The following is a 24,204-nucleotide window of genomic DNA, read 5'->3' as shown; positions in this document are numbered from 1 at the left end:
ATACCATAATGATAAAACGCGCGACTGTGTCTGATGTTGCCGCTCTGGCCCAGGTCTCTTCGGCGACCGTCTCCAATGTGCTGGGGAACCGGCCGGGCAAGGTCTCGGCGAAAACCCGTCAACGCGTGCTGGCAGCCATTAAAACCCTTAATTACACCTACAACGAAACCGCTGCGACCTTACGCAGTAATCGTTCCAATATTATCGGCCTGGTGATCCATGACCTTAATAATCCCTACTACACCGAGCTGATTGCTAAAATCAACCGCCGGCTGGCCGAACATGGCTACGCCACCATTTTGGCCTGCTCCAATGAAAACCTGGAAAGCCAGCAAAGTTATTTGCAATTAATGCAGCGCCATAATGTCCTGGCGATCCTCCTTTGCCCCACCTGGGATACCACGGCCGAGCATATCGAGGCCTGGAACGCCATGAGCCCCACCATTACCTTTTTGCGCCCGGTGGCCTCGATGGACGTTGATTTTATCGGCATCGATAATTACCAGGCCGCCTATGATATCACCAGTAAACTTATCGCCGACGGTCACCGGCATCTGGCTTTTATCGGCGGTAATCTGCGATCGCGGCTGCGCCGCCAGCGAATCCAGGGCTGGAAGGATGCCCACGAGGATGCCGGGCTGGCGTACCTGGACGGGCGGATTATCGACTGCGCCTCCAGCATGAGCGCGGGTTCGGCCGCGGCCTTGGGGTTATTAACCACGGATGCCGATCTGAGCGCGCTGGTTTGCTATCAGGACGTGGTGGCCTTCGGGGCGATGAACGCCATCCAGTATCTGGGCAAAAAACCGGGCCAGGATATCGCGGTAACCGGCTTTGACGGGCTCAGCGACGCCGAAGGATGGCTGCCGTCGTTAACCACGGCCGAAGTGAATATCGGCGAACTGACCGATCATATCGTTACCCGCCTGGTGGAGCGCCTGGGCAATACGGCGAAATCGTCGCAGGTCATGTTATTGCATGCCTGCATCCACTGGCGCAATTCCACCCGCATCCGACCCACGGCCGGGGCGTGACGCCCTTCACTTATCCGTCCTAATCCATTCCGCGCATTTATTATGCCTAATATAGCGTTTGGCGGGCCGGCACCGGGTCGCCATCATAGCCGGACGCCGCTTTTTGGGCGCCATTGCCGGCAACTCTCCCCTGGCGGCCGCGGCCGTTGAAGCGTTATCGGGGATGGGATTAATCACTTATTTTATTTAAGGATAAGTTCTGCGGAAATATAATTCTCCGAGGACGTTATTATGCGTTTTTTCATAGTAGTTAGTAACCTTCCCTATTGCCAATATCTTATGGCAAGCATAGTTATTATTCGGCATTGAATAGCATAAATATGTATTTGCCGTATTCATTATCCTTAATTCAACGGTGCTACCGGGCTTGCGCTTAGCGCACCTGGCGCGTAACGGGTCTGCCGGGGCGATTTGTTAACATTTAACCTTTTATATTAACTTTTAAGAAAACTATTGCATAAATAAATATAACACTACGATTTTAATTGATGCTAAATTCGGCTCTCAATTTTATTCCGTCATTGTGTAATTCCATTATTGGAGTTCTATTTATATTGCTGGGGATGGTTAATCGATGTCATTGAAAACAAAAAACCGCAGGACTCCTTTAAGCCGGGCTTTGGCGGCATGCTTGCCGTTACTGGTTATTTCCGGCAGTCTGGCGCTGGCGCAACGCGCCGATGCCGCCGGCGAAGCCAAGGTATTAACCATCGGGCTGGCCGAGCAATCGCAATGTATCGATCCGCAGCAAGATAATTATGGCTATGCGGCCATAGAAGGACGGGGCCTGGTGGATTCCCTGACCGACCAGAGTTATGAAGACCCGGCGAAGATTTCCCCGTGGCTGGCGCAATCCTGGCAAATCAACGCCGACGCCACCCGCTACACCTTTCATATCCGCAAAGATGTGACTTTCAGCGACGGCAGCAAGCTGAATGCGCCGATAATCAAGGCCAATTTCGATGCCATTACCAACATACCCGGCGCCGCGGGCGCGTCCTATTTTAAAGGCGTCAAATCCATCAAGGCCCTTGACGACTATACCCTGGAGATTGAATTCGAGCAGCCGAACGTGCCGTTCCTGGCCGCCACGTCCACCGGCGAGCTGGGCATCGTCGCGGCGGCAACCCTGGCCAAATCCCCCGAAGAACGCTGCCATGTGGGCGTCATAGGGTCCGGCCCCTTCGTGCTTGACGGCGTCAAGCTCAATGAGAAAACCGAACTGGTCAAGCGCCGGGGCTACGCCTGGCCTTCATTCCAGCGCAAGCATACCGGGGACGCTTATCTCGATCGCGTCATTTACCGCATTATCCCGGAATCAACGGTACGGACCGGGGCGCTCAGAAGCCACCAGGTCAATATTATCCAGGCCACCGGCTATGACGATGCCGAACCGCTCGCCAAGGAAGGGTTTCCGCTGGAGAAGATCGAATCCCTGGGCACCGCCGTAAATCTGCTGATTAATACCTCGCGCGGCATCCTGGCCGATGAGCGGGTGCGCCAGGCGTTCAGTAAAGCCATTAACCGGCAAGAAGTGGTCGATCTGGCGTTCTCCGGTTACAAAATCCCGGCCACCGGCGTGCTCACGCGTAAGACCCCGGGTTATCTCGATCAGAGCGCCCTGCTGGCCTTCGATCTCAACGGCGCGAACGCCTTGCTCGACCAGGCGGGCTGGAAAAAAAGCGCCGACGGGGTCCGCGTCAAGGACGGCAAGCCGTTGCGGATCACCGTGTCCTTCTATGCCGCTCCGGTTAACCAGGCGTTCCTTGAAGTGGTCCAGCAACAGGTGCGCGATGCGGGGTTCGATCTCCGGCTGCGGCCCCTGACCGGCGGCGCGTATGACGAGGCGCTGCTGGCGGGCGACTACGATCTGCATCGCTGGGAGTGGTCATTGGGCGACCCCGACGTTTTGCGCCAGCTCTATTCCACCAAGGCGCTCAATCGGTTCAGATTATCGACGCCCAATCAATTGGACGGCCCGCTGGACGCCCAGCGCGCCACCACCGACCCGGCCGAGCGCAAAAAGCTGACGGATGAGGTGCAGAAAATCATCCTGCAACGGGCTTACGCGGTGCCGGTGTTTTTCACCCAGGAGCTGTGGTCGAACGACGGCACCGTACGCAATCTGGAATGGGGCGGACCGGGCGCCGGCTCCACCAGCCAGATTCTTTATGATGTGACCCTGGCGCCGGCCGCGAAGTAGCATAAGTGAATATGATGACGCCTTTTATCTTGAAACGGGTGGCGCACGCCGTCGGCGTACTCTGGGCGACCTTTACCGCCGCTTTCCTGCTGTTGTATATCCTGCCGGGAGATGCCGCGCTGAGCAAAATGAACCTCGGCGCCGGCGGCAGCGGTTTCTCAGTGGAGGCGCTGGCCAAAATGCGTGCCGATATGGGCCTGGACCGCCCGGCCTGGCAGCAGTATATCCGGGCATTATGGCATGCGCTGCACGGCGACTTCGGCGTATCGGTCCAAACCGGACAGGACGCGCTGCGGATGTTCGCCACGGGCATCCCCGAGACGCTCAAACTGGCCGCGCTGGCGCTGTTGCTGGGCCTGGCGCTGGGTAGCGGCATCGCATTGCTGGGGGCCTATACGCGTTCGTCCGCGGTGCGCGCCGTCGTATCATGGCTGCCCGTGGTGGGCGTATCGATACCCTCGTTCTGGATTGGGCTGATTTTCCTGCAAATATTCTCGTTTGAGTTCAAATGGCTGCCGGGCATGGGCAATGACGGGCTGGCCAGCCTGGTGCTACCGGCAACCGTACTGGCCATCCCCACCGCCGCGCTTATTGCGCAAATCCTGTCGCGCAGCCTGAACGCTATTTTGCCGTCCGCCTACATCATCACGGCGAAAGGGCACGGCGCCAGCCGGCTGCGCCGCCTGCTAAGCCACGCGCTGCGCAATGCCGTTATCCCGGTGGTGACGGCGCTGGGCATGACCACCGGCAATCTGATCGCCGGTTCGGTGGTGGTCGAGACGGTGTTTTCCCGTTCCGGCATCGGCCTGCTGACGGTCAAGGCCGTGCTGTTCCAGGATACGCCCATCGTGCTGGTGGCGGTATTGTTCGCCGCGACGGTGTTTGTCATCGCCAACCTCCTGGTGGACATTCTTTATCCGTTTATCGACCCGCGCATTGAAATCGGCGTGCGCCGGCCGAAAATAATGGGCCCTACCCTATGAGCAATCTTTCTTTGTCGGATACCGCCGGGCGCAGCCCGTCCGATGCGCCCCCGGCCGCCGCGGCATACGGCGGCGCTTACCGCCGTCCGGGTTCGGCCTTGGCCCGCGCCATCGTTGCCCAGCCTGGACTGTGCGTGGCGATCCTGGTGCTGCTGGCCGTCTTTTTCGCGGCCCTGTTTCCCGACGTCCTGACGGCCTACAACCCGATCCGCGGCCAGGGAGGCGCCCGGCTCAAGCCCCCCAGCCTGGAGCATTTTTTCGGCACCGACCATATGGGCCGCGATCTGTATGCGCGGGTGGTTTACGGCACGCGGCAATCCCTGCAGGCCGTCGTGCTGGCCGTCGGCGTCGGCATGGCCGCGGGCTGCGCCATCGGCCTGTTCGCCGGATACGTGGGCCGCTGGGTGGACGATGTTCTCATGCGGCTGATGGACGTCCTGCTCTCGGTGCCCATGATTTTGATTTCGCTGGCCATCATCAACGCCCTGGGGTTCGGCATGGTCAATATCGCCATCGCGGTGGGCATCGGCAGCATCGCCGGGTTCGCCCGCGTCACCCGCTCCCAGGTGCTCGGCATCCGCTCCACCGCCTATGTGGAAGCCGCATTATTCGCCGGTATCAGCCAGGGCCGGGTGCTGGTTAAACATATTATCCCCAACGCGCTGGGCCCGGTGATCGTACTGGCCACGCTTGAACTGGGCTGGGCCATCCTGAGCGTTTCCGCATTGAGTTTCCTGGGATTCGGCCCGCCGCCGCCCACCCCTGAATGGGGGCAGCTAGTGGCCGGCGGCCGCGATTATATGACCACGGCCTGGTGGCTGACCGCCCTGCCCGGACTGGTGATTTTACTGACCGTATTGGCCGCCAACCGCGTCGCCCAAGCCTTGGCGGGACGCAGGGTAATTAATTTATGACGCAGCAATCATCCGATATCCGCGCGGACCAGACCGCTGCGACGCTATCGCCGGACGCCGTCCTGCGCATCCAGGATCTGCATATCGACTATGCGGCGCGCGGCCAGGTATTCCCGGCCATCCGCGGCGTGTCCTTCGATGTGGCGCCGGGGGAAGTCGTCGCGCTGGTGGGGGAATCCGGGTCGGGTAAAAGCACGCTGGCGCTGTCCGCCCTGGGGATGTTGCCCGATACGGCGCGGATTAGCCGCGGTTCTATTACGTTAGCCGGACACGCATTGGCCGGACACGGATCGAAGGGACTTGACGAACGGGCGGCCAATGGCATTCGCGGCCGGGACGCCGGGTGGATACCCCAGGACCCGATGACGGCATTGAACCCGCTGCACCGCATCGGCAGGCAGGTGGCGGAACCGTTGGTCATCCATCGCCTGCTGGATCGCGGCGAAATCGACGACAAGGTGGTCGCGCTGCTCGCGCGGGTTCATATCCCGGACCCGGCGGTCCGGGCGCGGCAATTTCCCCACGAGCTGTCCGGCGGCATGCGCCAACGCGTCCTGATCGCCGCGGCCATCGGTCCGGGGCCAAAACTGATCGTGGCCGACGAGCCGACCACGGCGCTGGATGTCACGGTGCAAAAGGCCATCCTGGACGATATCGACGCCCTGGTGGCCGACACCGGCATGGCGATGCTGCTTATTACCCACGATCTTGGCGTGGCGGCCGACAGGGCGGATCGCATTATTGTGTTAAAGGAAGGCAAGATTGTCGAACAAGGCGGCGCGCTGCAAATCATGACGCGGCCGCGGCACGACTATACCCGGCAACTGCTCGCCAACGCTCCCGGCCTGTCGGCGCGCCGCCGTCCCGCGCCACAGCCGGCGCAGCAAGCGCCTGCGCCCGCCGGCGCACCGCTGCTGGCGCTGCGGGGCGTATCCCATGCTTTTGTTTCAGATCGCGGCGCCAGGGGCGAGCATCGGGTGCAGGCGGTGGACGACGTCAGCCTGGATGTGCCCCAGGGCAAGACGCTGGCGGTAGTGGGCGAATCCGGTTCGGGAAAATCCACCAGCGCGCGCATCGCCCTGGGCCTGACGGCGCCCGATAGCGGCAGCGTCTGGTTTGAAGGCGTCGACATCCGCCGCCTGGACCGGGCCGGCATCAGGCGAATGCGCCGCCTGGTGCAGCCTATCTACCAAAACCCCGTGGCGTCGTTCGATCCGCGGTTTACGGTAGCCGATCTGATCGGCGAGCCGCTGATCGGCTTCGGATTGGGCGATAAAACCCGCCGGCGCCGGCGCATCCGGGAGCTGATGGAGCAAGTCGGCCTGCCGCAGCCGCTGCTCGGCCGTTATCCGGCGGAGCTGTCCGGCGGCCAGTTGCAGCGGGTGGCCATCGCCCGGGCGCTGGCCCCGGAACCCGCCCTATTGATCTGCGATGAACCGGTTTCAGCGCTGGATGTGTCGATCCAGGCGCAAATCCTGGATTTGCTGGCCAGCCTGCAGGCCTCCCACGGCCTGAGTTACCTGTTTATTACCCACGATCTGGCCGTGGTCAGGCAAATGGCCGACCGCGTCGTCGTCATGAAAGCAGGCCGCATCGTCGAGTCCGGCCCCGTTGACGATATTTTCACCCACCCACGCCACGAATACACGCGGCTGCTGCTGGCCTCCATCCCCGGCAGGGCCGCGAGGACCCCATTATGACCGAAAGACCGGACTTGCCCGTGGGGCGCCCTGCGCATTTTTTTCGCCCCGCCTCCGCGGCCGCGCTCGATATCCATGAGGCTTGCCAGGAGGTGGCGCTAACCGCCGCGGCCGATCCGGCCGCCGCCGTGCGCCAAATCAATGACATCATTGCGCGCCGGGTGCTGGGCCTGCAATTGCCCGATGACCGGCAGATTGCCGGATGGTCATGGCCGGCCCCGCCGGGGGATACCCGTTTACCCGACGGCGCATTGGCCGCCGCGGCGAGCGGGGAACGGCTGGAGATCCACGGCTGGCAGCGGTTTCGCGCCGGCCCGCACGCCGACGGCGGAGCCATCGCCCTGGTGCGGGATAAAGAGGCCGCCAACGGGGGATATATCGTCGCGCTGAATGCCGCCGCCATCCGTCATGGCGAGCCGATTTTCGGCCGCGACGGCTTTCGGATCGCCGAAATAGCCATTACGCAACCGCAGCCGTTTACCGCGTTTGAGAAAGTGGACGCCCATCGCTGGCAATCCGCCCTGGACCGCGCCGTATTGGTGGAGGAACTGCTGCATGCCGCGCTGGATTACGGCATTTTGCACGAATTCTCCTCGGCGGCGCATGTGCATCTGACTACCCGCACCCGGCCCTGGCAAGGGCAGGCGCTGGACAAGGCCACCAGCGATCCCCACCTGGTCCGGCGCTATGGCGAATATGTCGCCACCCGGCACGCCCTGGAAGAATTGCTGGCGCAGGCCCGCGGCGCGGTCGCCGCCGCCGCCGGTTCAGCGGACGACGCCGCGCATCGCCGCCAGGCCAGGGACGCGGTGGCGGCCGCGCGCACTTTCGCCGCCCTGGCGGGACGGGCGATTATCAACGGTACGCTGGAGCTGCTCGGCGCCGGCGCCACCAGCCAGCACTATGGCTTTGATGTGTTCTGGCGCGATTTTACCGCCCATGGGGTAACCCACCCCCCTTACTGGCCCGCGGAAGTTATCGGTCGCGATCTGGTGGTTAATCTCCAACGGGAGAAATACTATGAGTAACAAACAGATGCATATCAACGTCAATATCCTCAGCTCCGGTTCCCACGGCGCCAGCTGGCGCTCGCCGCTGGGCAACCCGCTGGGCTATATCCAGATCGAACACTATCAGCGGATTGCCCAAATCGCCGAACGGGGCAAACTGGATGCCGTATTCCTGGCCGATGCGCTGGCCATCGCCTTCGATCCCAAGACCAACCCCAGCTGGGCGCTCGACCCGGCGGTGATTGTCGCCGGCATGGCGGCGGCGACGCGGCGCATCGGTTTTATCGCCACCGCGTCGACCACCTTTTCGCACCCTTATAATATTGCGCGCACCTTCTCCTCCCTCGATCACGTCTCCCATGGCCGCGTCGGCTGGAATGTCGTCACCACCTATGACGAACGCGCCGCCGGCAATTTTGGCGCGCGTAATCTGCCCAAGCATGCGGACCGCTACGCCCGCGCCGCGGAGTTTGTGGATGTGGTGCAAGCGCTGTGGGACAGCTGGGAAGACGACGCGCTGGTGCTCGATCGCGCGGCGGGACAGTTCGCCGATCCCGCCAAAATCCACGCCATCAACCACAACCGGGCCCATTTTTCCGTGACCGGCCCGCTGCAAATCCCCCGCTCGCCGCAAGGCAGGCCGGTACTGGTGCAGGCCGGCAGTTCGGAACAGGGAAGGGATTTGGCGGCGCGCTATGCCGAAGCGGTATTCAGCGTGCAGCAGGACCTGGACGAGGCTAAAGCCTATTACGCCGATGTCAAACGCCGGGCGGCGGCATATGGCCGCGATCCGGCGGCCATCAGCATCCTGCCGGGGCTGTTTGTGATCGTGGCGGCCACCGAAGCCGAAGCCCGGCAAAGGCGCAAGGCGCTGGATGAATTGGCGGGCGAAGACAGCCTGTTGGCGCGTTTCGCCGGGCAACTGGGGCTGGACGCCGCCGAACTCGATCTCGACCGGCCCTTTCCCGAAAAATTGCTCGCACAGGTGGAGAATTACATGGGCACGCGGGGCTTTGTCGAAGCGACGCTGTCGCTGGCCCGCAATCAGGCGCTGACGGTGCGCGATATCATCGCCCGCGGCGGCGGCGCGCATCGGCTGGTGGTCGGCAGCCCGCGGCAAATCGCCGATACCATGGAGCATTGGGTGAACGAAGGGGCGGCCGACGGCTTTAATATCATGTGCGATGTCTTTCCGTCCGGCCTGGAGTCCTTTGTCGATCTGGTGGTGCCCGAACTGCAACAGCGCGGCCTGTTCAGGCGCGAGTATAGCGGCAGCACGCTGCGCGAGCATTACGCCCTGCCCCGGCCGCCAAGCGCATTCGCCGGCGAATCCCTGCCCGCCCGGCCCGACGAGGGCAATAACGGACTCTGGGAGGTGGCCCTATGACCGCGCCGGTGCGGGTTATCGCCTCGCCGGAGGAAGCCATCGCGGCGGCCGGGGAACTGGCGTTGATTTGGGCGCGCAGCGCGGCGCAAATCGATGCGCAGCGCCGTATTCCCGTGGACGAACTTAAGGCGCTGGCGCGTTCCGGGCTGCTGGCCATCACGGTGCCGCGGGAGTTTGGCGGCGCGGGCGTGCCGACCGAGACGCTGATCGAAGTGATTCTGATCCTGGCCGCCGTCGATACGTCCCTGACCCAGATACCGCAAAACCATTTCGATTTTGTCGATACGCTGCTGGTGGCCGAGCCCGCCACCCGCGCTTATTTTTATGCCCAGGTGCTGGGCGGCGCGCGCTTTGGCAATGCGCTGGCGGAACCTGGCAGGCCGTCGCGGCGGGATATCGCCACCACCATCCTGGCCGAAGGGGATGGTTTTCGCCTCAACGGCCGGAAATTTTTTTCCACCGGCGCGCTTACCGCGCAGTGGGTGCCGGTGTTCGGCAAGGCCGCCGACGGACGGATACTGACCGCCTACATCGAGCGCGACCACCCGGGGCTGGATATCCTGGCCGATTGGGATGCCTTCGGCCAGCGCGGCACTTTTAGCGGAACCACCCTGATAAACGATGTATGGGTGCCCGCCGCCCAGGTGGTGGACCGCGGCCGCGGCGATCCCGCCATACTGGTCGCGCAGTTCGCCGGCAATCAGCTGATTCACGCCGCCATCGAAACCGGCGCCGCCGAAGGCGCCCTGCGGGCCGCGGCGCGCATTTTGGGGGAGCACGGCGTATTAACCGACAGCGATCTGGCCCGGCTCGGGGAGTTTGCCGCGCGGGTGCGCGCCGCCAGGAGTCTGGTGATTCGCGCGGCGCGGCAGGTGGATGCGGTGCTGTCCGCCGCCGTGCCCGCGGCGGCGGCGGCCGCCAAAGCCTTTATCGCCACCGATGAGGCCAAAAGCCTGTCCTACGAACTGTCGCCGGCCATCGCCAATGAAATCGCGCATTTCCGCGTATCGTCGGTGAACGATGAACACCGCGGGCTTGACCGCCTGTGGCGCAACGTGCGCACGCATTCGCTGCATGATCCCGTACGCTGGCGGCAATTTTATGTGGGCGACTTTTATCTCAACGGCAATTTGCCGGGAGACGTGGCCGCCATCGTCAACCGCGGCGGCTCGCCGGCCTGAAACCGCCGGCCCCCTTAGCCGGCGGCATGGCATGATTTTTTTTTCATAACGAGGTATCCAGCATGTCACGTTCTCTTATCTATGGCGCGGTCACCAAGCATGCCGCCGTTTTGAGCCGCTTCGGCGCCCAGGCCGGTTTCTTCGCCCGCGAAGGCATTGATTTAACGGTGCAAAACGTCTTCGGCGGCCCCGAAATGGCCGCCGCCGTCGAAAGCGGCGCGGTGCATATCGGCGAAGTCGGTACGCCGCCGGGACTGACGGCCATCGGCGAAGGCAAACGGATTCGCATCGTCGGCAGCTCCCTGGATCGCGGACTGGCTTTTTTTCTGCTCACGCGCGCCGATATCCGCCACTGGCGCGATTTCAAGGGTAAAACCGTCGCGGCGTTATCCCGCGGCAGCTGCGGTTATTGGTACCTGCGCGATATTTTGGCGCAAAACGGGGTCGATCCGGATCGGGACGTGACGTTCCGGCATCTCGGCGGGGATATCGATAAACAGCTGGAACTGCTGGCTGCCGGGGAGATCGCGGGGCTGCTGTCGGGCGAACCCTATCTTTCCCTGGGCGAACGCAGCGGCGTAGCCCGCTCCTGGGGCGCCCCGCAAAAGCTTGCCGATGTTCCGTCCATCCAGTGGAGCATACAGATCGCCGGCCAGGATTTTATCGAGCGCGAGCCGGACCTGCTGCGCGATGTGCTCGAAATCATCCGGCAAACCGCGCATTACGTGTGGCGAAATCCGGATGAATGGATCGCTTTTTACCGCAAATTGCATAACGTCGACGAGGAAATCGCCCGCAACTCCATCAAGCATGAATGGCCCTATTTTCATTTCGACGGACAAATCGATATCCCCGGCCTGGAGCGGGCGCTCGACCTGCAATACCGCATCGGCTCCACGCCCCGGCGGTTATCCCGGGACGAGGTGCTGGATCTGCGTTACCAGCCGCGGCCCAGCGCCCGGGCGCCGGAGGATGGGGCGCCGGATTTGCCCGCTACCGGTGCTTTTCAGCTATAGAAAGCAATAATTGATATTTTTCAACGCTGGATTTAGGCCATAACATACTTTTGCAGGTAAATGAGGCGGTTTGCTTAATCGATCCCTATTACATCCGTTATCAGTATGAATGTTTAATACAGTACTGGATTAAAACAGCGTTAATTCCCTAGGAGCCGTAATGAATGTTATCACCTTGGCCGGCAGCCCGCGTTTTCCTTCAAGATCGACGGCGCTGCTTACCCTCGCGCAGCGTTGGCTGGAGCGACAAGGCATTAACGTCATACCCTGGAATTTATTTAATTTCAGTCCGGAAGATCTGCTTTACGCCCGCTTTGACAGCCCCGCGCTGAAAGTATTCAACGAGCAGTTGGCCGAGGCCGACGGCATTATTATCAGCACCCCGGTTTATAAGGCGTCCTTTGCCGGCGCCTTGAAAACCCTGCTCGATCTGCTGCCGGAGCGCGCGTTTGAACATAAAGTCGTGCTGCCGGTGGCGACCGGCGGCACCATCGGCCATATGCTGGCGCTGGATTATGCGCTCAAGCCGGTGCTTAATGCCTTGAAAGCCCAGGAAATCCTGCACGGCATTTTCGCCGAGGACAGCCAGATAACCCACTACGATCGCGATCCGCTATTATCGCCCATCCTGGAGACCCGGCTGACGGAATCCTTGGGCACGTTTGCCCGCGCGCTGGAACGGCAGGCGCAGTTTAACGCCGCCGAAACGTCGCAGCGGGCGACCATACCGAGCAACTGACCGCGGCGTTATCGCGTCCGGCGCCGGAAAACCCGCCGTTTTCGGCGCCGGCGGCGGCCCGGTTCATACGCTTTCCCCGGCTTCATTTTGCAGCCAACGCTGCAAGCTGGCCCCTTCCGCCGACAGCTCGGTGTCTTGCCGCACGCACAGATAATAATCCCGGCCGTCATCAATGGGCCGATCAAAGAGCTTTACTAATTCACCGCTGCGCAAATAGGCGGCGATCAAGGGTTCGCGCATCAGGGCGCACCCCAGCCCCGCCTGCACGCCCGCCAGCGTCAGCAGGCCGTCCTCGAACATCGGCCCGGTACCGCGCACCGGTCGTTTCACCCCGGCCGCCTGGAACCACTGCGGCCAGGTGCTGCGTTCTTCATCGTGCAGCAGGGGCAGGGCCATCAATTGCTCCGGCGTATCAATCACCCCGTGCAGCCGCATGAAATCCCGGCTGCATACCGGGATCATGCGCCCGGACATTAACTTCTCGCTGCGGTATCCCGCCCATTGCCCGACGCCGAAACGGATGGAAATATCCGCCGCATCGCTCGGATAGTTGCGGTGATTGGCGTAGAGCACATTAATATCGATATCCGCATGTTCCCGTAAAAAACCGCGCAGGCGCGGGATAAACCACCCCATGCCGAACAGCGGAATCAGGCTGATGGTCACCTGGCGGCCGGCCGACTGCTCGCGCACATGCTCCGTAGCCTGGCGCAGCACCGAAAACGCGGAGCGGATCGACCGGTAATATTCCCGGCCTTCGGTCCGCAACGCTAAATTGCGCCCCTGCCGTTCGGTAAGCGGTGTTTGCAAAAACAGTTCCAGCAGCCGGAGCTGGTGGCTGACCGCCGAGGGGGAAATCGCCAGTTCTTTGGCCGCCGCCGTCACGCTGCCCAGGCGGGCGATGGCTTCAAAAGCCCGCACCGCCCGCAGCGGGGGATCGTTGGGTAATAACGCCAGCGGTCCGCTGGCGGGCCCTGCATCCTGATATTGTTCTGTTTTATTCATATATTGATTAATTTATTTGATAACCGTAATAGTCATATTTTTAATTTATAGTAAAAACATGTAATTAGAAACAAACGTTTTGAGTATAAGCAATGATTTATCCGTATTTCACAAATTAAACTAAATGATTAGTATGTGCTGCTGCATCGGGTTATTTTGGAACGGCCGCTTTATGGATACATTTATTCAGCAAGTGATTAATGGATTGATGCTGGGCAGCATCTACGCGCTGGTGGCGCTCGGCTACACCATGGTTTACGGCATCCTGCGCATCATTAATTTCGCCCACGGCGATTTATTAATGGTGGGCGCGCTCAGCGCGTTGTCGACCATGGTGTTTTTGCAGCGGCATTTTCCCGGCCTGTCGGTGTACGGCGTGCTGGTGCCGGCGCTGCTGCTGTCGATGGCGGTATGCGCCGTCGCGGCAATGGCCATCGAGCGCCTGGCCTATCGCCGGTTGCGCCACGCGCCGCGCCTGGCGCCGCTGATTAGCGGCATCGGCGTATCGCTGCTGTTGCAAACCGTGGCGATGATGGTCTGGTCGCGTAACCCGCTGATGTTTCCGCAACTGCTGCCCATGGACCCGATTAAGCTGACCCGGGGTGACGCCGGCCATGCGCCGGCGGTCATTACCGGCACCGGCATCGCTACCGTGGCGGCCGCGCTGGTGGTGATGGCCGGTCTACTGCTATTGATCGAATATACCCGTTTTGGCCGCGCCATGCGCGCCACCGCCGAAAACCCGCAGGTCGCAAGCCTGATGGGCATCAATCCCAATCGCATTATTACCCTGACCTTCGCCATCGGCGGCATGTTCGCCGCCCTGGCCGGGGTGATGATGGCCAGTAATTATGGCAACGCCAATTTTTCGATGGGTTTCCTGCCGGGCATCAAAGCCTTTACCGCGGCGGTGCTGGGCGGTATCGGCAATATTCGCGGCGCCATGCTCGGCGGCATGCTGCTGGGCTTGATTGAATCCCTGGGGGCCGGTTATCTGGGCGCGCTGACCGGGGGCAATTTCGGCAGCAATTATCAGGATATCTTCGCCTTCCTGGTGCTGATTGCCGTACTGGTCTTCCGGCCGTCCGGCTTATTGGGCGAACGGGTCGCCAATCGCGCGTAGTAACGCGTGGTAAACAGGAAACGGCTATGAGCTTAATGACTTCCTTTCTGCCGACCGCCAGCCGGCGCGCGCATCTGGGCATGTGGCTATTCGCCATCGGCCTGCTGCTGGCGCCGTGGCTGATCGGCTCGGCCGGCGGCAATTACTGGGTGCGGGTGGCGGATTTCGCCCTGCTGTATATCATGCTGGCGCTGGGCCTGAATATCGTGGTGGGTTTCACCGGGCTGCTGGATATGGGCTTTATCGCCTTTTACGCCGTCGGCGCCTATCTTGCCGCCCTGCTCTCCTCGCCGCATTTGGTCACGCAATTTCCGCTGCTATTGGCGTGGTTTCCCCAGGGTTTGCACCTGCCGGTGTTGCTTATTATCCCCCTGGCCGCGCTGCTGGCGGCGGTGTGCGGCATTTTGCTCGGCGCGCCGACCCTGCGTCTGCGGGGGGATTATCTGGCGATTGTGACGCTGGGCTTTGGCGAAATTATCCGCATCCTGATGCGCAATCTCGATCGGCCGGTGAATATTACCAACGGCCCCAAGGGCATTTCGGGTATCGATCCCGTCTCGCTGTTCGGCCTGAAATTTTCCGGCATGCATCACTGGCTCGGCCTGCGCTTTTCATCGTTATATCTCTATTACTATCTGTTTGCCGCGCTGATCGTGCTGATTGTGTTTGTCTGCATCCGGTTGCAGCAATCCCGGGTCGGGCGCGCCTGGACCGCCATCCGCGAAGATGAGGATGCCGCCCGGGCGATGGGCATCAATACCCGCAATTTCAAGCTACTGGCCTTTGCCATGGGCGCTGTTTTCGGCGGCGTCGCCGGGGCGCTGTTTGCGGCGTTCCAGGGGTTCGTTTCGCCGGAATCCTTCTCGCTGCAGGAGTCGATCGCGGTGCTGGCCATGGTGGTGCTCGGCGGTATGGGCCACATTCCGGGGGTGATCCTCGGCGCGCTGCTGCTTAGCGCGCTGCCCGAATTTTTGCGCTCCAGCACCGGCCCGCTGCAACAGGCGCTCTTTGGCCAGGTCATTATCGACCCCGAAATTATCCGCCAGCTGTTTTACGGCCTGGCGCTGATCCTGGTCATGCTCTATCGCCCGTCCGGCCTGTGGCCGGCGCGCCATCACCGGGAAAATCAACCATGAAAGCGCTGCTTACCCTGCGCAACGTCAGTAAACGCTTCGGCGGGCTGGCCGCCGTCGACGGCATCGACCTGTCCATCCAGCCGGGGGAGATCTATGGCCTGATTGGCCCCAACGGCGCGGGCAAAACCACCTGCTTTAACTTGATTACCGGCCTGTACCGGGCCGACGGCGGGGAATTCACGCTGGCGGATAAGCCCTACCAGCCGCACGCCATTGAAAAGGTGACCGAGGCGGGCATCGCCCGCACCTTTCAGAACCTGCGCTTATTCAATGACATGAGCGTGCATGAAAACGTCATGGTCGGCCGGCATGTGCGTACCCGCAACGGCTTATGGGCGGCCATCAGCCGGCATAAACGGGCGCGGCAAGAAGAAGCGGACACCCACGAACGGGCCTACCGGCTGCTGGAATATGTGGGCATTGAGCGCTTCGCCCGCTACCGGGCCGGCGATCTCTCCTATGGCCATCAGCGCCGGCTGGAAATTGCCCGGGCGCTGGCCACCGAACCCAAGCTGCTGGCCCTGGACGAACCCGCCGCCGGGATGAATGCGGCGGAAAAAGTCGAACTGCGCCAGTTGCTGTTGCGCATCCGCGACGACGGCAAAACCCTGCTGCTCATCGAGCACGACGTCAAATTGGTCATGGGCCTGTGCGATCGCCTGACCGTGCTCAATTACGGCAAAGTGATAGCCGAAGGGACGCCTAAAACCGTGCGCCGGGAACCGGCGGTAATCCACGCGTATCTGGGAGGGGACGCCCATGAATGACGCCCTGCTGGCCGTTAAACGGCTTACGGTGTCCTACGGCGGCATCCAGGCGGTGAAAGGCATCGACTTCGCGGTGGCCGAAGGGGAGCAGGTGACGCTTATCGGCGCCAACGGCGCGGGCAAGACTTCGACCCTGCGCGCCATTACCGGCCTGCAATCCTTTACCGGCGAGATCCTGTTTGCCGGCCGGTCCATCCGCGGCGTGCCGGCATACCGGCTGTTGCGGCGGGGGCTGGTGATGGTGCCGGAGGGGCGCGGCATTTTCGCCCGCATGACCGTGTTGGAAAACCTGCAAATCGGCGCCTACCTGCGGCGCGACGCCGGAGCGGTCAGGCAGGAAATGGATGAATTGTTCGAGGTGTTCCCACGCCTGCGCGAGCGGCTGGACCAGCAGGCCGGGCTGCTTTCCGGCGGCGAACAGCAAATGCTGGCCATGGGCCGCGCCCTGCTCGGCAAACCGCGCCTGCTGATCATGGACGAACCGTCCATGGGGCTGGCCCCGATTATGGTGGAGGCGATTTTCGCGGTGATTAATACCCTCGCCCGGCGCGGCGTCACGCTGCTGCTGGTGGAGCAAAACGCCCGCCTGGCGCTAATGAGCACCCGGCGCGCCTATGTGCTGGACAGCGGAACCATCAGCCAGGGCGGCGCATCCGCCGCCCTGCTGGACGATGAAAAAATCCGGCGGGCCTATTTGGGTGAGTAGCCGGCCACCCCGCGGGAGTGGCGAACTCACCGCGACGGCACCATGCAAACCACAGATAACGATATAAACCATAAGGAATAACGATATGACCCAGGCATTTAAGCAACTGACATTGGCCACGCTGATTCTGGCCTCCTTTAGCGCAATGGCCGCCGACGCCGAAACCGTCTTGATTGGCCTGGCCGGCCCGCTTACCGGTCCTTCCGCCCGTATCGGCAAGGATTTGGAAAACGGCGCGCAGCTGGCCATTACCGACGCCAATAATAAAAAACCGACCATCGACGGCAAAGCGGTCACTTTCAAGCTGGTGTCCGAAGACGACCAATCCGACCCGCGCACCGCGGTAGCCGTGGCCCAGCGGCTGGTGGACGCCGGCGTGGCCGGGGTGGTCGGTCACTGGAACACCGGCACCAGCATTCCCGCCGCGCGGATTTATCACGATGCGGGCATTGCGCAGGTGGCCCCGGTCGCCACCGGCCATGCCTATACCCAGCAGGGTTTTGACACCAGTTTCCGCGTGATGGGCCATGATGACGACGGCGGCAATTATGCGGGCAACTATGCGGTGAAAATCCTGCAGGCCAAGCGTATCGCCGTTATCGATGACCGCACCGCTTTCGGCCAGGGCCTGGCGGATCAGTTTATTCACTCCCTGAAAAGCCAGGGCGTGGAGATTGTCGATCGCGAATATGTCGATGAGAAAACCGTCGATTTCAGCGCCGTGCTCACCAGCATCCGCAGCAAAAACGCCGATCTGATCTTCTTTGGCGGCGTCGATTCCCAGGCCGCGCCCCTGGCGCGCCGCATCAAGCAGCTGGGCATGCCCGCCACGCTTATGGGCGCGGGGGGCTTTGTCAGCCAGACGTTCCTCACGCTGGCGCAAAAAGAGGGCGAAGGCGTGGTGGCGCTGGAACCGGGTCTGCCGGTGGACAGCATGCCGGGCGGCAAAGCCTTTGAGCAGGCCTACCGCGATCGCTATCACACCCATATCGAACTCCATGCGCCGTTCGCCTACGATGCCGCCAGCGTATTAATCGACGCCATCGAGCAGGCGAATTCCATCGACCCGGAAAAATATCTGCCGAAACTGCGCGGCATTAAGCACCAGGGCGTCACCGGCACGATTGCCTTCGACGGCCAGGGCAACCTGCTCAACCCCTCGTTTACCGTATATAAAGTCGTGAATGGCCAATGGCGGCCGCAGACTATTTTAGGCGGGGCCGCCAATAGCCAGCCGGCGCCGGCGGCCGAGTAATTATGTGTAAGAAGGAGTAAGGCGATGACCTGCAAAGATAATAACGACCTGGGCATCCTGGCCCGCCGGCGTATCGAAGCCGAAATCATCAAGCCGATCTACGACATCCTGGTGCGCGATATCGGCAAGGCCCGCGCCCAGGCCGCGATCGGCGAGGCGATTGAAAACGCCGCCATTGAAGCGGGCAAGGAATTCGCCCGCCGGGAGCGCAACGGAGCGGATATCCAGAGCTTCGCCGCCTTGCAGTATTTATGGGAAAAAGACGACGCGCTGGAGGTCAAGGTCATCGCCAGCACCGATCGGCGCTTCGACTATGATGTGCACCGTTGCCGCTATGCCGAGATGTATCATGCCATGGGGCTGGGCGAAATCGGCCACCTGCTCTCCTGCGCGCGGGACAGCAAATTTATCGTGGGCTACGCGCCGGAGGTGGCGCTGACCCGGACGCAAACCATTATGTCCGGCGCGCCGTGCTGCGATTTTCGTTACGCTGTCACAGATCATCCCGCCGAGGATAAAAAACCATGAGCGCGCCGTTAACCGTCAACGGCGCGCGCTTATGGCAATCGCTGGCGGAGATGGCCCGGTTCGGCGCGATTGCCGAGGGAGGCGTATGCCGCCTGGCGCTCAGCGACGAAGACCGCCGGGCACGCGACCGTTTGCAGGCGTGGGCGCTGGCGGCGGGCTGCGCGGTCCGGGTCGATGGCATGGGCAATATGTTCCTGCGCCGTGAAGGAACGCGGCCCGACCTGCCCCCGGTGGTCACCGGCTCCCATGTGGATTCGCAACCCACCGGCGGCCGCTTCGACGGGATTTACGGCGTGCTGGCCGGGCTTGAAATCCTGCGCACCCTTAACGATGCGGGCATCCAGACCGAGCGCGCCATTGAAGTCGTCAACTGGACCAACGAGGAAGGCGCGCGTTTCGCCCCCGCCATGCTTGCGTCGGGTGTGTTCGCCGGGGTATTCGATCTGGCGTTCGCCCACGGCCGCCAGGACCCGGACGGCGTGACCCTGTCGGACGCCCTGCGGGCCATCGGCTATGCGGGCCCGCACCCGGTGGGGGGTTTCCCGATCCACGCCGCGTTTGAATTGCATATCGAGCAAGGCCCGATCCTCGAAGCCGAACACAAAAGCATCGGCATTGTCACCGGCGCCCAGGGGCAGCGCTGGTTTACCGCGCAGGTGACGGGTTTCAGCGCCCACGCCGGCACCACGCCGATGGATCGCCGCCGCGACGCGCTGCTGGGTTTTGCGCAACTGGTGCAGGCGGTCAACGCCATCGGCCTGCGCCATGGCCCCGACGCGCGGGCCACCGTGGGCCGGGCCGCCGTTGCGCCCAACTCCCCCAACGTCGTGCCGGGCAAAGTGACGTTCAGCGTGGAATTCCGCCATCCCCGGGAGGAGGTGCTGGAACAGATGGAGCGGGAACTGCATGCCACGATAGCGCAGGTGGGGGCCGGCGGGCTGCAAACCGCCGTGGAACGGATTTTCGATTATCCGCCGGTGCGGTTCGCCGCGGATTGTATCGCCTCGGTCAGGCAGGCGGTGGCGGCATTGGGGTATTCCCACCGGGATATGGTGTCGGGGGCCGGCCATGACGCCTGTTATCTTAATCGGGTCGCCCCCACCGCCATGATTTTTATTCCCTGCGTCGATGGCATCAGCCATAACGAAGCCGAGGATATCCGGCCGGAGTGGGCCAGCGCGGGCGCCGACGTGCTGCTAAACGCCGTGCTGGCGCAGGCGGGGCGCATCCCGCCCGCGGACGGCCAGTGAGCGCGCACAGGGCAACGCTTTATAACCCGGCCAGGGATTCGTTCACCATCTCGGCCTTATGGCGCAAATGGGTGCGCAAGATCCCGGCCAAGCGCTCGCCGTCGCGGGCCTCCAGCGCCTGGATCATTAGCTCATGTTCTTCAATGGCCTGCCGCCAGCGCGCCGGACTTTTGCGTGCGATATAACGCGCGCCGTGGATGCGGATATTGAGCCGCTGGTAGATGGCCAGCAGCTCCGGATTGCCGGCTATTTCAAATAAGCTATGGTGAATCGCGCGGTTTATGCGCGCGTAATCCGCATGATTATTTTGCCGGTGGTAACCCACCATCTCGTCGTGTAATGCCCTGATGCGCGCCAGGTCGCCGTCGTTCAGCCGCCGGCAGGCCATCTCCCCCGCCAGCGCCTCTAGCGCGCCGATAATGGGGAACAGCTCCGCGATCTCGTCAGGGGTAATTTTGGCCACCCGCGCGCCACGGTTGGCCAATAATTCGATAATGCCTTCGTGGGACAATACTTTGATCGCTTCGCGAACCGGCGTGCGCGACACGCCAAAACGATCGCATAGCGCCTGCTCGACGATTTTATCGCCGGGATTGAGTTCATGCCGTAAAATCATGTCGCGGATTAACGCGGCGACTTCATAATGCAGGCTGATGCGGGCCTGTAGCGATCCGGGCTGGATAACAACATGGTTCATGGTAAGTGTCCGACCAGTAATCAATAGGGTTAAGGTTTAGCGGCGCGCCGATGATTCAGCGCGTTACGCCAAGCGCATCCAGCAATGTCTTGCGATAAGCGCTGAATTGCGCTTCGTGGCGGGCCAGCGTAATGCCTTGGATGATGGGCAGTTCCAGATGTATAACGCCGTCTTGCAGGACGATCACCCGATCGGCCAGGCCGATGGCTTCCTCCACGTCGTGAGTGACAAACAGCACCGCCGGCCGATGCTCCTCGCACAGCCGGCGCAGCAACGCCTGCATATTTATCCGCGTCAGCGCGTCCAGCGCGCCGAAAGGCTCGTCCGCCAATAATAACTCCGGCTTGCGCGCCAGGCTACGGGCCAGGGCGGCGCGCTGTTGCTCGCCCCCGGACAGCGCGTTTGGCCAGGCGCGCTCGCGGCCGGCCAGCCCCACTTCGGCCAGGGCCCGCCTGCCCTTGCCCGGCGCATCCGGTTCATCCAGACCCAGAATGACATTATCCAGCAATCGCAGCCAGGGCAGCAGCCGGGAATCCTGGAAAGCCACGGAATAATTTGCCGGCACGGTTAATTCGCCGCTTCCGCCGACATCATTATCCAAGTTGGCCAGCGCCTTGAGCAAGGTGCTTTTACCCGATCCGCTCCTGCCCAGCAGCGCGACGAATTCGCCCGCCCGCAGGCTCAGCTGCAAATCGTTTAATACCCGCCGGGGCCCGAAATTGCGCACCAGATGCCGGACCACCACCACCGGGGGCTGCGACGGCCCGATCCGATCTTCATGGGCGGCGATGCTTAGTTGCCCAACGCTCTTCTCCATGACAAGACCCTCCGTTCTATTTCCCTTACCAGGCTATCGGATACCAGGCCGAACAGCGCATAAATCACCAGGCCGACCATGATGATATCGGTTTGGCCATAGGCTCTGGCGCGCGTCATGAGATAACCGATCCCGCTGGTGGCGTTAATCTGCTCCACCACCACCAGGGACGTCCAGGAATGGGCCACCGCCAGCCGCAAACCGGTAAAAAACCCCGGCATGGCGCCGGGCAGCGCCACCTTGCGGATAAACAGCCACCGGCTTAGCTTGAGGGTTTCAGCCAGTTCTATATAACGTTCATCAACCCCGCGCAGGCCGGCATGGGTATTGATATAGACCGGTATCAGCACGCTGAACATGATAATGGTGATTTTGGTGGCCTCGCCAATCCCCAGCCAAATAATAAATAGCGGGATCATAGCCAGCGTAGGAATGGCGCGTTTTATTTGCATCGGCCCGTCGATCAGCGCCTCGCCCATCCGGCTCAAACCGGCGCACAATGCCAGGATAACGCCCAGTACGCTGCCGCTCAGCAGCGCGATGGCCGAACGCCAGGCGGAAACCTCCAGGCTGGGGATTAACCTGCCGTCCTCCAATAACCGCCGGAAGGTCGCGAAAATCCGCTCCGGCGCGGGCAACGTCATGGCATCCACCCACCCAAGCGTGGTGGTCAGTTGCCAGACGGCCAGGATCAGCAGCGGGCCAAGGAGGCGGTAATAAGACCGCGGCCTGGCCGGAACCAGGCGCGTTTTCTTACGGCGAGAGGCGGGGAATGGGAACAGACTACTCACCGCCGGCCGCCGCCTGCTGGATAACCCCATCGAAACGCACATCAAACTCCTGCCTGGCGTCCACTTTTTTCGCGATGCTGCCCGCGGTAAACAATAAATCGGCGGTATGCTGCTGCGTGGTTATCAGTTGGTCATCAATACGGGGAAAATGGGTCGGACCGGCGATTTGGTTGATGAGCCGCCCTTCCGCCGGTTTCAGCCCCTGGTTTTTCACGTAATAACTCTCCACCCATTGTTCGCTATGCGCGTTGGCCCACTGCCAGCCTTTGACCCAATGCGCCACGAACTCCCGCAGCGCGGCGGCTTTGGCGGGATCTTCCACGGCGCTGCGCCGGGCGTACAGATAGCGTAAGCCCGTTGAGCCGCCGGCGGTGGCCTCGGAAGAAAGCACGGTTCCGCCTTTGGCTTTATATGCGTTGACATACTGAGTGAGATTGGGCTCTTTCAGGGCGGCGGCATCCACTTGATCGGAGCGGACGGCATCGGTGAAATTGCCGGTCTGGAGATTGATAAGCTTCACGTCGGTCAACGCCAGACCCGCCTTATCCAGCACCCGCAGCGTATAGGCTTCCCGGCCGGTGCCAGGCGCATTGGCGATGCGTTTGCCTTTCAAATCGCCCAGGCTGGCGATATGGGCATTAGGCGCAATGGCCAGCTGATATTCTTTATCGCTATTTTGCTGCACCCCTACGATCAGTACCGCGTTATCATTGGCCTGGGCCTGGATCGGCGGGGCATCTCCCACCACCGCGACATCGACGGCCCCGGCGCGAAATGCTTCCAATATTTCGGGGCCATCGCTGAAATTGCCGAAATGCACTTTGCTTTGCAAACCTTCCAACTGGTGGGAGGATTTAAACAGGGTCTGCAGCACTTCATCCTGATCGGCCACGTTAAGCTGCGTCCCTGCGGGTACGGCCGTCGGCAGCGGCGCGGTCAGCGGCAGCGCCGTCGCAGAGGCGTCCATGGCGCCAAGCAGACTGCCGGCGATGATCATTCCCAGTAATGGCCGTTTAAACATGATATTGCCCCTTTGGATAAATGTATCAAAATGTAAAATTGAATTCATAATTCATTTTAAGCATAAGGTTGGCACAGTCTTTAACCAACCAACTTTTCCGGGTAAGCAATGTCTGTTTTTATCTAACGGCGCGGAGGGTATGAACCGGCATGCCGGACGCGAAGTTTTATTGCGCCGCGGCTTTCATGGAGAAAAACCGCTCCCGCAGCCCGGCGCGCAGCGAGCCGTAACGCGTCAGGTCAGCCGGATGAATCAGATCGTTTCTCGGCCGGGGCAAAGTCACGGCGACCACCCGGTCAATCTCGCCGGGATGGGGCGAAAACAGCACGACGCGATCGGCCAGGAGCAGCGCCTCGTCGATATCATGGGTGACAAAAATAATGGTCTTATGGGTTTCCCGCCACAAATTCAGCAGTAACATTTGCATCTCGTAGCGCGTAAAAGCATCCAGGGCGCCGAAAGGCTCATCCATCAGCAAAATAGCCGGTTCCACGGCCAGCGCCCTGGCGATGGCGACCCGCTGCTGCATCCCGCCGGATAAGTCGCCGGGCCAGGCCCGCGCTTTATGGGCCAAACCCACTTTATCCAGCCAGGCGCGGGCCCGGGTGCGGCCCTGCTCCCGCGATAGCCCGCACAGGCGCAGGCCGAAGGCCACATTATCCTCGACGGTCAGCCACGGAAACGACGTATAGGACTGAAACACCATGCCGACCTTTTGGCGGCTGCCGCGGGCATCATGGAGTTGTACGCTACCGCGGTCCGGCTGCTCCAGGCCGGCCATAATTCGCAGTAATGTCGATTTACCGCACCCCGATGGCCCCAGCAGCGCCACGATCTCCCCTGGTGCTACGGTCAGGGAAATATTATTGAGTACCCGGGTCGTTTGTTTTTGGGTGTTAAATGATTTATCCAGCGCCGAGATAATGACCGCGTTATCCATT

Annotated in this window: 23 protein-coding genes; 17 read left to right on the top strand and 6 right to left on the bottom strand. The window is 61.6% G+C overall.

Features of this window, described 5'->3' with window-relative positions:
* Positions 1-26: 26 nt before the first annotated feature.
* The 10 genes from ACL2XP_RS08160 to ssuE all read left to right on the top strand — a co-directional run bounded on the left by ACL2XP_RS08160 (position 27) and on the right by ssuE (position 12,167).
* Entirely contained in the window at positions 27-1,034 is a 1,008-nt protein-coding gene (locus ACL2XP_RS08160; RefSeq protein ID WP_413738197.1) for a LacI family DNA-binding transcriptional regulator, read from the top strand.
* Between the two features lie 631 nt (positions 1,035-1,665).
* Positions 1,666-3,237, top strand: a complete 1,572-nt coding sequence (locus tag ACL2XP_RS08155; RefSeq protein WP_413738196.1) for an ABC transporter substrate-binding protein — start codon at positions 1,666-1,668, stop codon at positions 3,235-3,237.
* An 11-nt stretch (positions 3,238-3,248) separates the two neighbouring features.
* A complete protein-coding gene (locus ACL2XP_RS08150; RefSeq protein ID WP_413738195.1) occupies positions 3,249-4,220 on the top strand; it encodes an ABC transporter permease in 972 nt (323 codons plus the stop codon).
* The gene (locus tag ACL2XP_RS08145) at positions 4,217-5,134 is read left to right on the top strand and encodes an ABC transporter permease (protein ID WP_413738193.1); all 918 of its coding nucleotides are present in this window, start codon (positions 4,217-4,219) and stop codon (positions 5,132-5,134) included. The genes ACL2XP_RS08150 and ACL2XP_RS08145 overlap by 4 nt, the downstream gene beginning before the upstream one ends.
* Positions 5,131-6,834 (top strand): dipeptide ABC transporter ATP-binding protein, encoded by a 1,704-nt coding sequence (locus tag ACL2XP_RS08140; RefSeq protein WP_413738191.1) that lies wholly within the window; start codon positions 5,131-5,133, stop codon positions 6,832-6,834. The genes ACL2XP_RS08145 and ACL2XP_RS08140 overlap by 4 nt, the downstream gene beginning before the upstream one ends.
* On the top strand, positions 6,831-7,862 hold the full coding sequence (locus tag ACL2XP_RS08135) for a hypothetical protein (RefSeq protein WP_413738190.1): 1,032 nt from the start codon (positions 6,831-6,833) through the stop codon (positions 7,860-7,862). The genes ACL2XP_RS08140 and ACL2XP_RS08135 overlap by 4 nt, the downstream gene beginning before the upstream one ends.
* The gene (locus ACL2XP_RS08130) at positions 7,855-9,231 is read left to right on the top strand and encodes an LLM class flavin-dependent oxidoreductase (protein WP_413738188.1); all 1,377 of its coding nucleotides are present in this window, start codon (positions 7,855-7,857) and stop codon (positions 9,229-9,231) included. The genes ACL2XP_RS08135 and ACL2XP_RS08130 overlap by 8 nt, the downstream gene beginning before the upstream one ends.
* Positions 9,228-10,412 carry an acyl-CoA dehydrogenase family protein gene (locus ACL2XP_RS08125; RefSeq protein ID WP_413738186.1) on the top strand — a complete coding sequence of 395 codons (1,185 nt, stop codon included), beginning with the start codon at positions 9,228-9,230 and terminating at the stop codon, positions 10,410-10,412. Before ACL2XP_RS08130 ends, ACL2XP_RS08125 begins: the two co-directional genes overlap by 4 nt.
* Before the next feature lie 62 nt (positions 10,413-10,474).
* Complete coding sequence (locus ACL2XP_RS08120; protein WP_413738185.1) at positions 10,475-11,428, top strand: ABC transporter substrate-binding protein; 954 nt, start codon at positions 10,475-10,477, stop codon at positions 11,426-11,428.
* Between the two features lie 160 nt (positions 11,429-11,588).
* The gene (ssuE, locus tag ACL2XP_RS08115) at positions 11,589-12,167 is read left to right on the top strand and encodes an NADPH-dependent FMN reductase (RefSeq protein ID WP_413738184.1); all 579 of its coding nucleotides are present in this window, start codon (positions 11,589-11,591) and stop codon (positions 12,165-12,167) included.
* A gap of 63 nt (positions 12,168-12,230) precedes the next feature.
* Here the strand turns inward: ssuE and ACL2XP_RS08110 are convergent, their stop codons facing one another.
* Positions 12,231-13,172, bottom strand: a complete 942-nt coding sequence (locus tag ACL2XP_RS08110) for a LysR substrate-binding domain-containing protein (protein WP_413738182.1) — start codon at positions 13,170-13,172, stop codon at positions 12,231-12,233.
* Positions 13,173-13,344: 172 nt separating this feature from the next.
* On the opposite strand from ACL2XP_RS08110, the gene ACL2XP_RS08105 reads away from it, so the two are divergent.
* The 7 genes from ACL2XP_RS08105 (at position 13,345) to ACL2XP_RS08075 (ending at position 19,937) form a co-directional block, all read left to right on the top strand.
* Complete coding sequence (locus ACL2XP_RS08105) at positions 13,345-14,295, top strand: branched-chain amino acid ABC transporter permease (RefSeq protein ID WP_413738181.1); 951 nt, start codon at positions 13,345-13,347, stop codon at positions 14,293-14,295.
* 26 nt (positions 14,296-14,321) lie between these two features.
* The gene (locus ACL2XP_RS08100; protein ID WP_413738179.1) at positions 14,322-15,431 is read left to right on the top strand and encodes an ABC transporter permease subunit; all 1,110 of its coding nucleotides are present in this window, start codon (positions 14,322-14,324) and stop codon (positions 15,429-15,431) included.
* Positions 15,428-16,198 (top strand): ABC transporter ATP-binding protein, encoded by a 771-nt coding sequence (locus ACL2XP_RS08095; protein WP_413738178.1) that lies wholly within the window; start codon positions 15,428-15,430, stop codon positions 16,196-16,198. The genes ACL2XP_RS08100 and ACL2XP_RS08095 overlap by 4 nt, the downstream gene beginning before the upstream one ends.
* Positions 16,191-16,904: an ABC transporter ATP-binding protein gene (locus tag ACL2XP_RS08090; protein WP_413738177.1), complete on the top strand. Its 714-nt coding sequence runs from the start codon at positions 16,191-16,193 to the stop codon at positions 16,902-16,904. Before ACL2XP_RS08095 ends, ACL2XP_RS08090 begins: the two co-directional genes overlap by 8 nt.
* Before the next feature lie 85 nt (positions 16,905-16,989).
* A complete protein-coding gene (locus ACL2XP_RS08085; protein ID WP_413738176.1) occupies positions 16,990-18,159 on the top strand; it encodes a branched-chain amino acid ABC transporter substrate-binding protein in 1,170 nt (389 codons plus the stop codon).
* A 24-nt stretch (positions 18,160-18,183) separates the two neighbouring features.
* Positions 18,184-18,687 (top strand): L-2-amino-thiazoline-4-carboxylic acid hydrolase, encoded by a 504-nt coding sequence (locus ACL2XP_RS08080; protein ID WP_413738175.1) that lies wholly within the window; start codon positions 18,184-18,186, stop codon positions 18,685-18,687.
* Positions 18,684-19,937 (top strand): Zn-dependent hydrolase, encoded by a 1,254-nt coding sequence (locus ACL2XP_RS08075; RefSeq protein WP_413738174.1) that lies wholly within the window; start codon positions 18,684-18,686, stop codon positions 19,935-19,937. The genes ACL2XP_RS08080 and ACL2XP_RS08075 overlap by 4 nt, the downstream gene beginning before the upstream one ends.
* A gap of 19 nt (positions 19,938-19,956) precedes the next feature.
* On the opposite strand, the gene ACL2XP_RS08070 is transcribed toward ACL2XP_RS08075, so the two are convergent.
* The 5 genes from ACL2XP_RS08070 to ACL2XP_RS08050 all read right to left on the bottom strand — a co-directional run bounded on the left by ACL2XP_RS08070 (position 19,957) and on the right by ACL2XP_RS08050 (position 24,203).
* Positions 19,957-20,634, bottom strand: coding sequence for a GntR family transcriptional regulator (locus ACL2XP_RS08070; protein ID WP_413738173.1), 678 nt, complete (start codon positions 20,632-20,634; stop codon positions 19,957-19,959).
* A 55-nt stretch (positions 20,635-20,689) separates the two neighbouring features.
* Positions 20,690-21,451, bottom strand: coding sequence for an ABC transporter ATP-binding protein (locus ACL2XP_RS08065; RefSeq protein WP_413738171.1), 762 nt, complete (start codon positions 21,449-21,451; stop codon positions 20,690-20,692).
* Positions 21,427-22,242: an ABC transporter permease gene (locus ACL2XP_RS08060; protein ID WP_413738170.1), complete on the bottom strand. Its 816-nt coding sequence runs from the start codon at positions 22,240-22,242 to the stop codon at positions 21,427-21,429. Before ACL2XP_RS08060 ends, ACL2XP_RS08065 begins: the two co-directional genes overlap by 25 nt.
* Entirely contained in the window at positions 22,235-23,263 is a 1,029-nt protein-coding gene (locus tag ACL2XP_RS08055) for an ABC transporter substrate-binding protein (RefSeq protein ID WP_413738169.1), read from the bottom strand. The genes ACL2XP_RS08060 and ACL2XP_RS08055 overlap by 8 nt, the downstream gene beginning before the upstream one ends.
* 166 nt (positions 23,264-23,429) lie before the next feature.
* Positions 23,430-24,203 (bottom strand): ABC transporter ATP-binding protein, encoded by a 774-nt coding sequence (locus ACL2XP_RS08050; protein ID WP_413738168.1) that lies wholly within the window; start codon positions 24,201-24,203, stop codon positions 23,430-23,432.
* Between the last annotated feature and the right edge of the window lies 1 nt (position 24,204).

It is taken from the genome of Sodalis sp. RH21 (genome assembly GCF_047324175.1).
Classification (GTDB): domain Bacteria; phylum Pseudomonadota; class Gammaproteobacteria; order Enterobacterales; family Enterobacteriaceae; genus Acerihabitans.
Note: the sequence above shows the minus strand (reverse complement) of the source record. Positions and strands in the feature narration are given on the sequence as shown.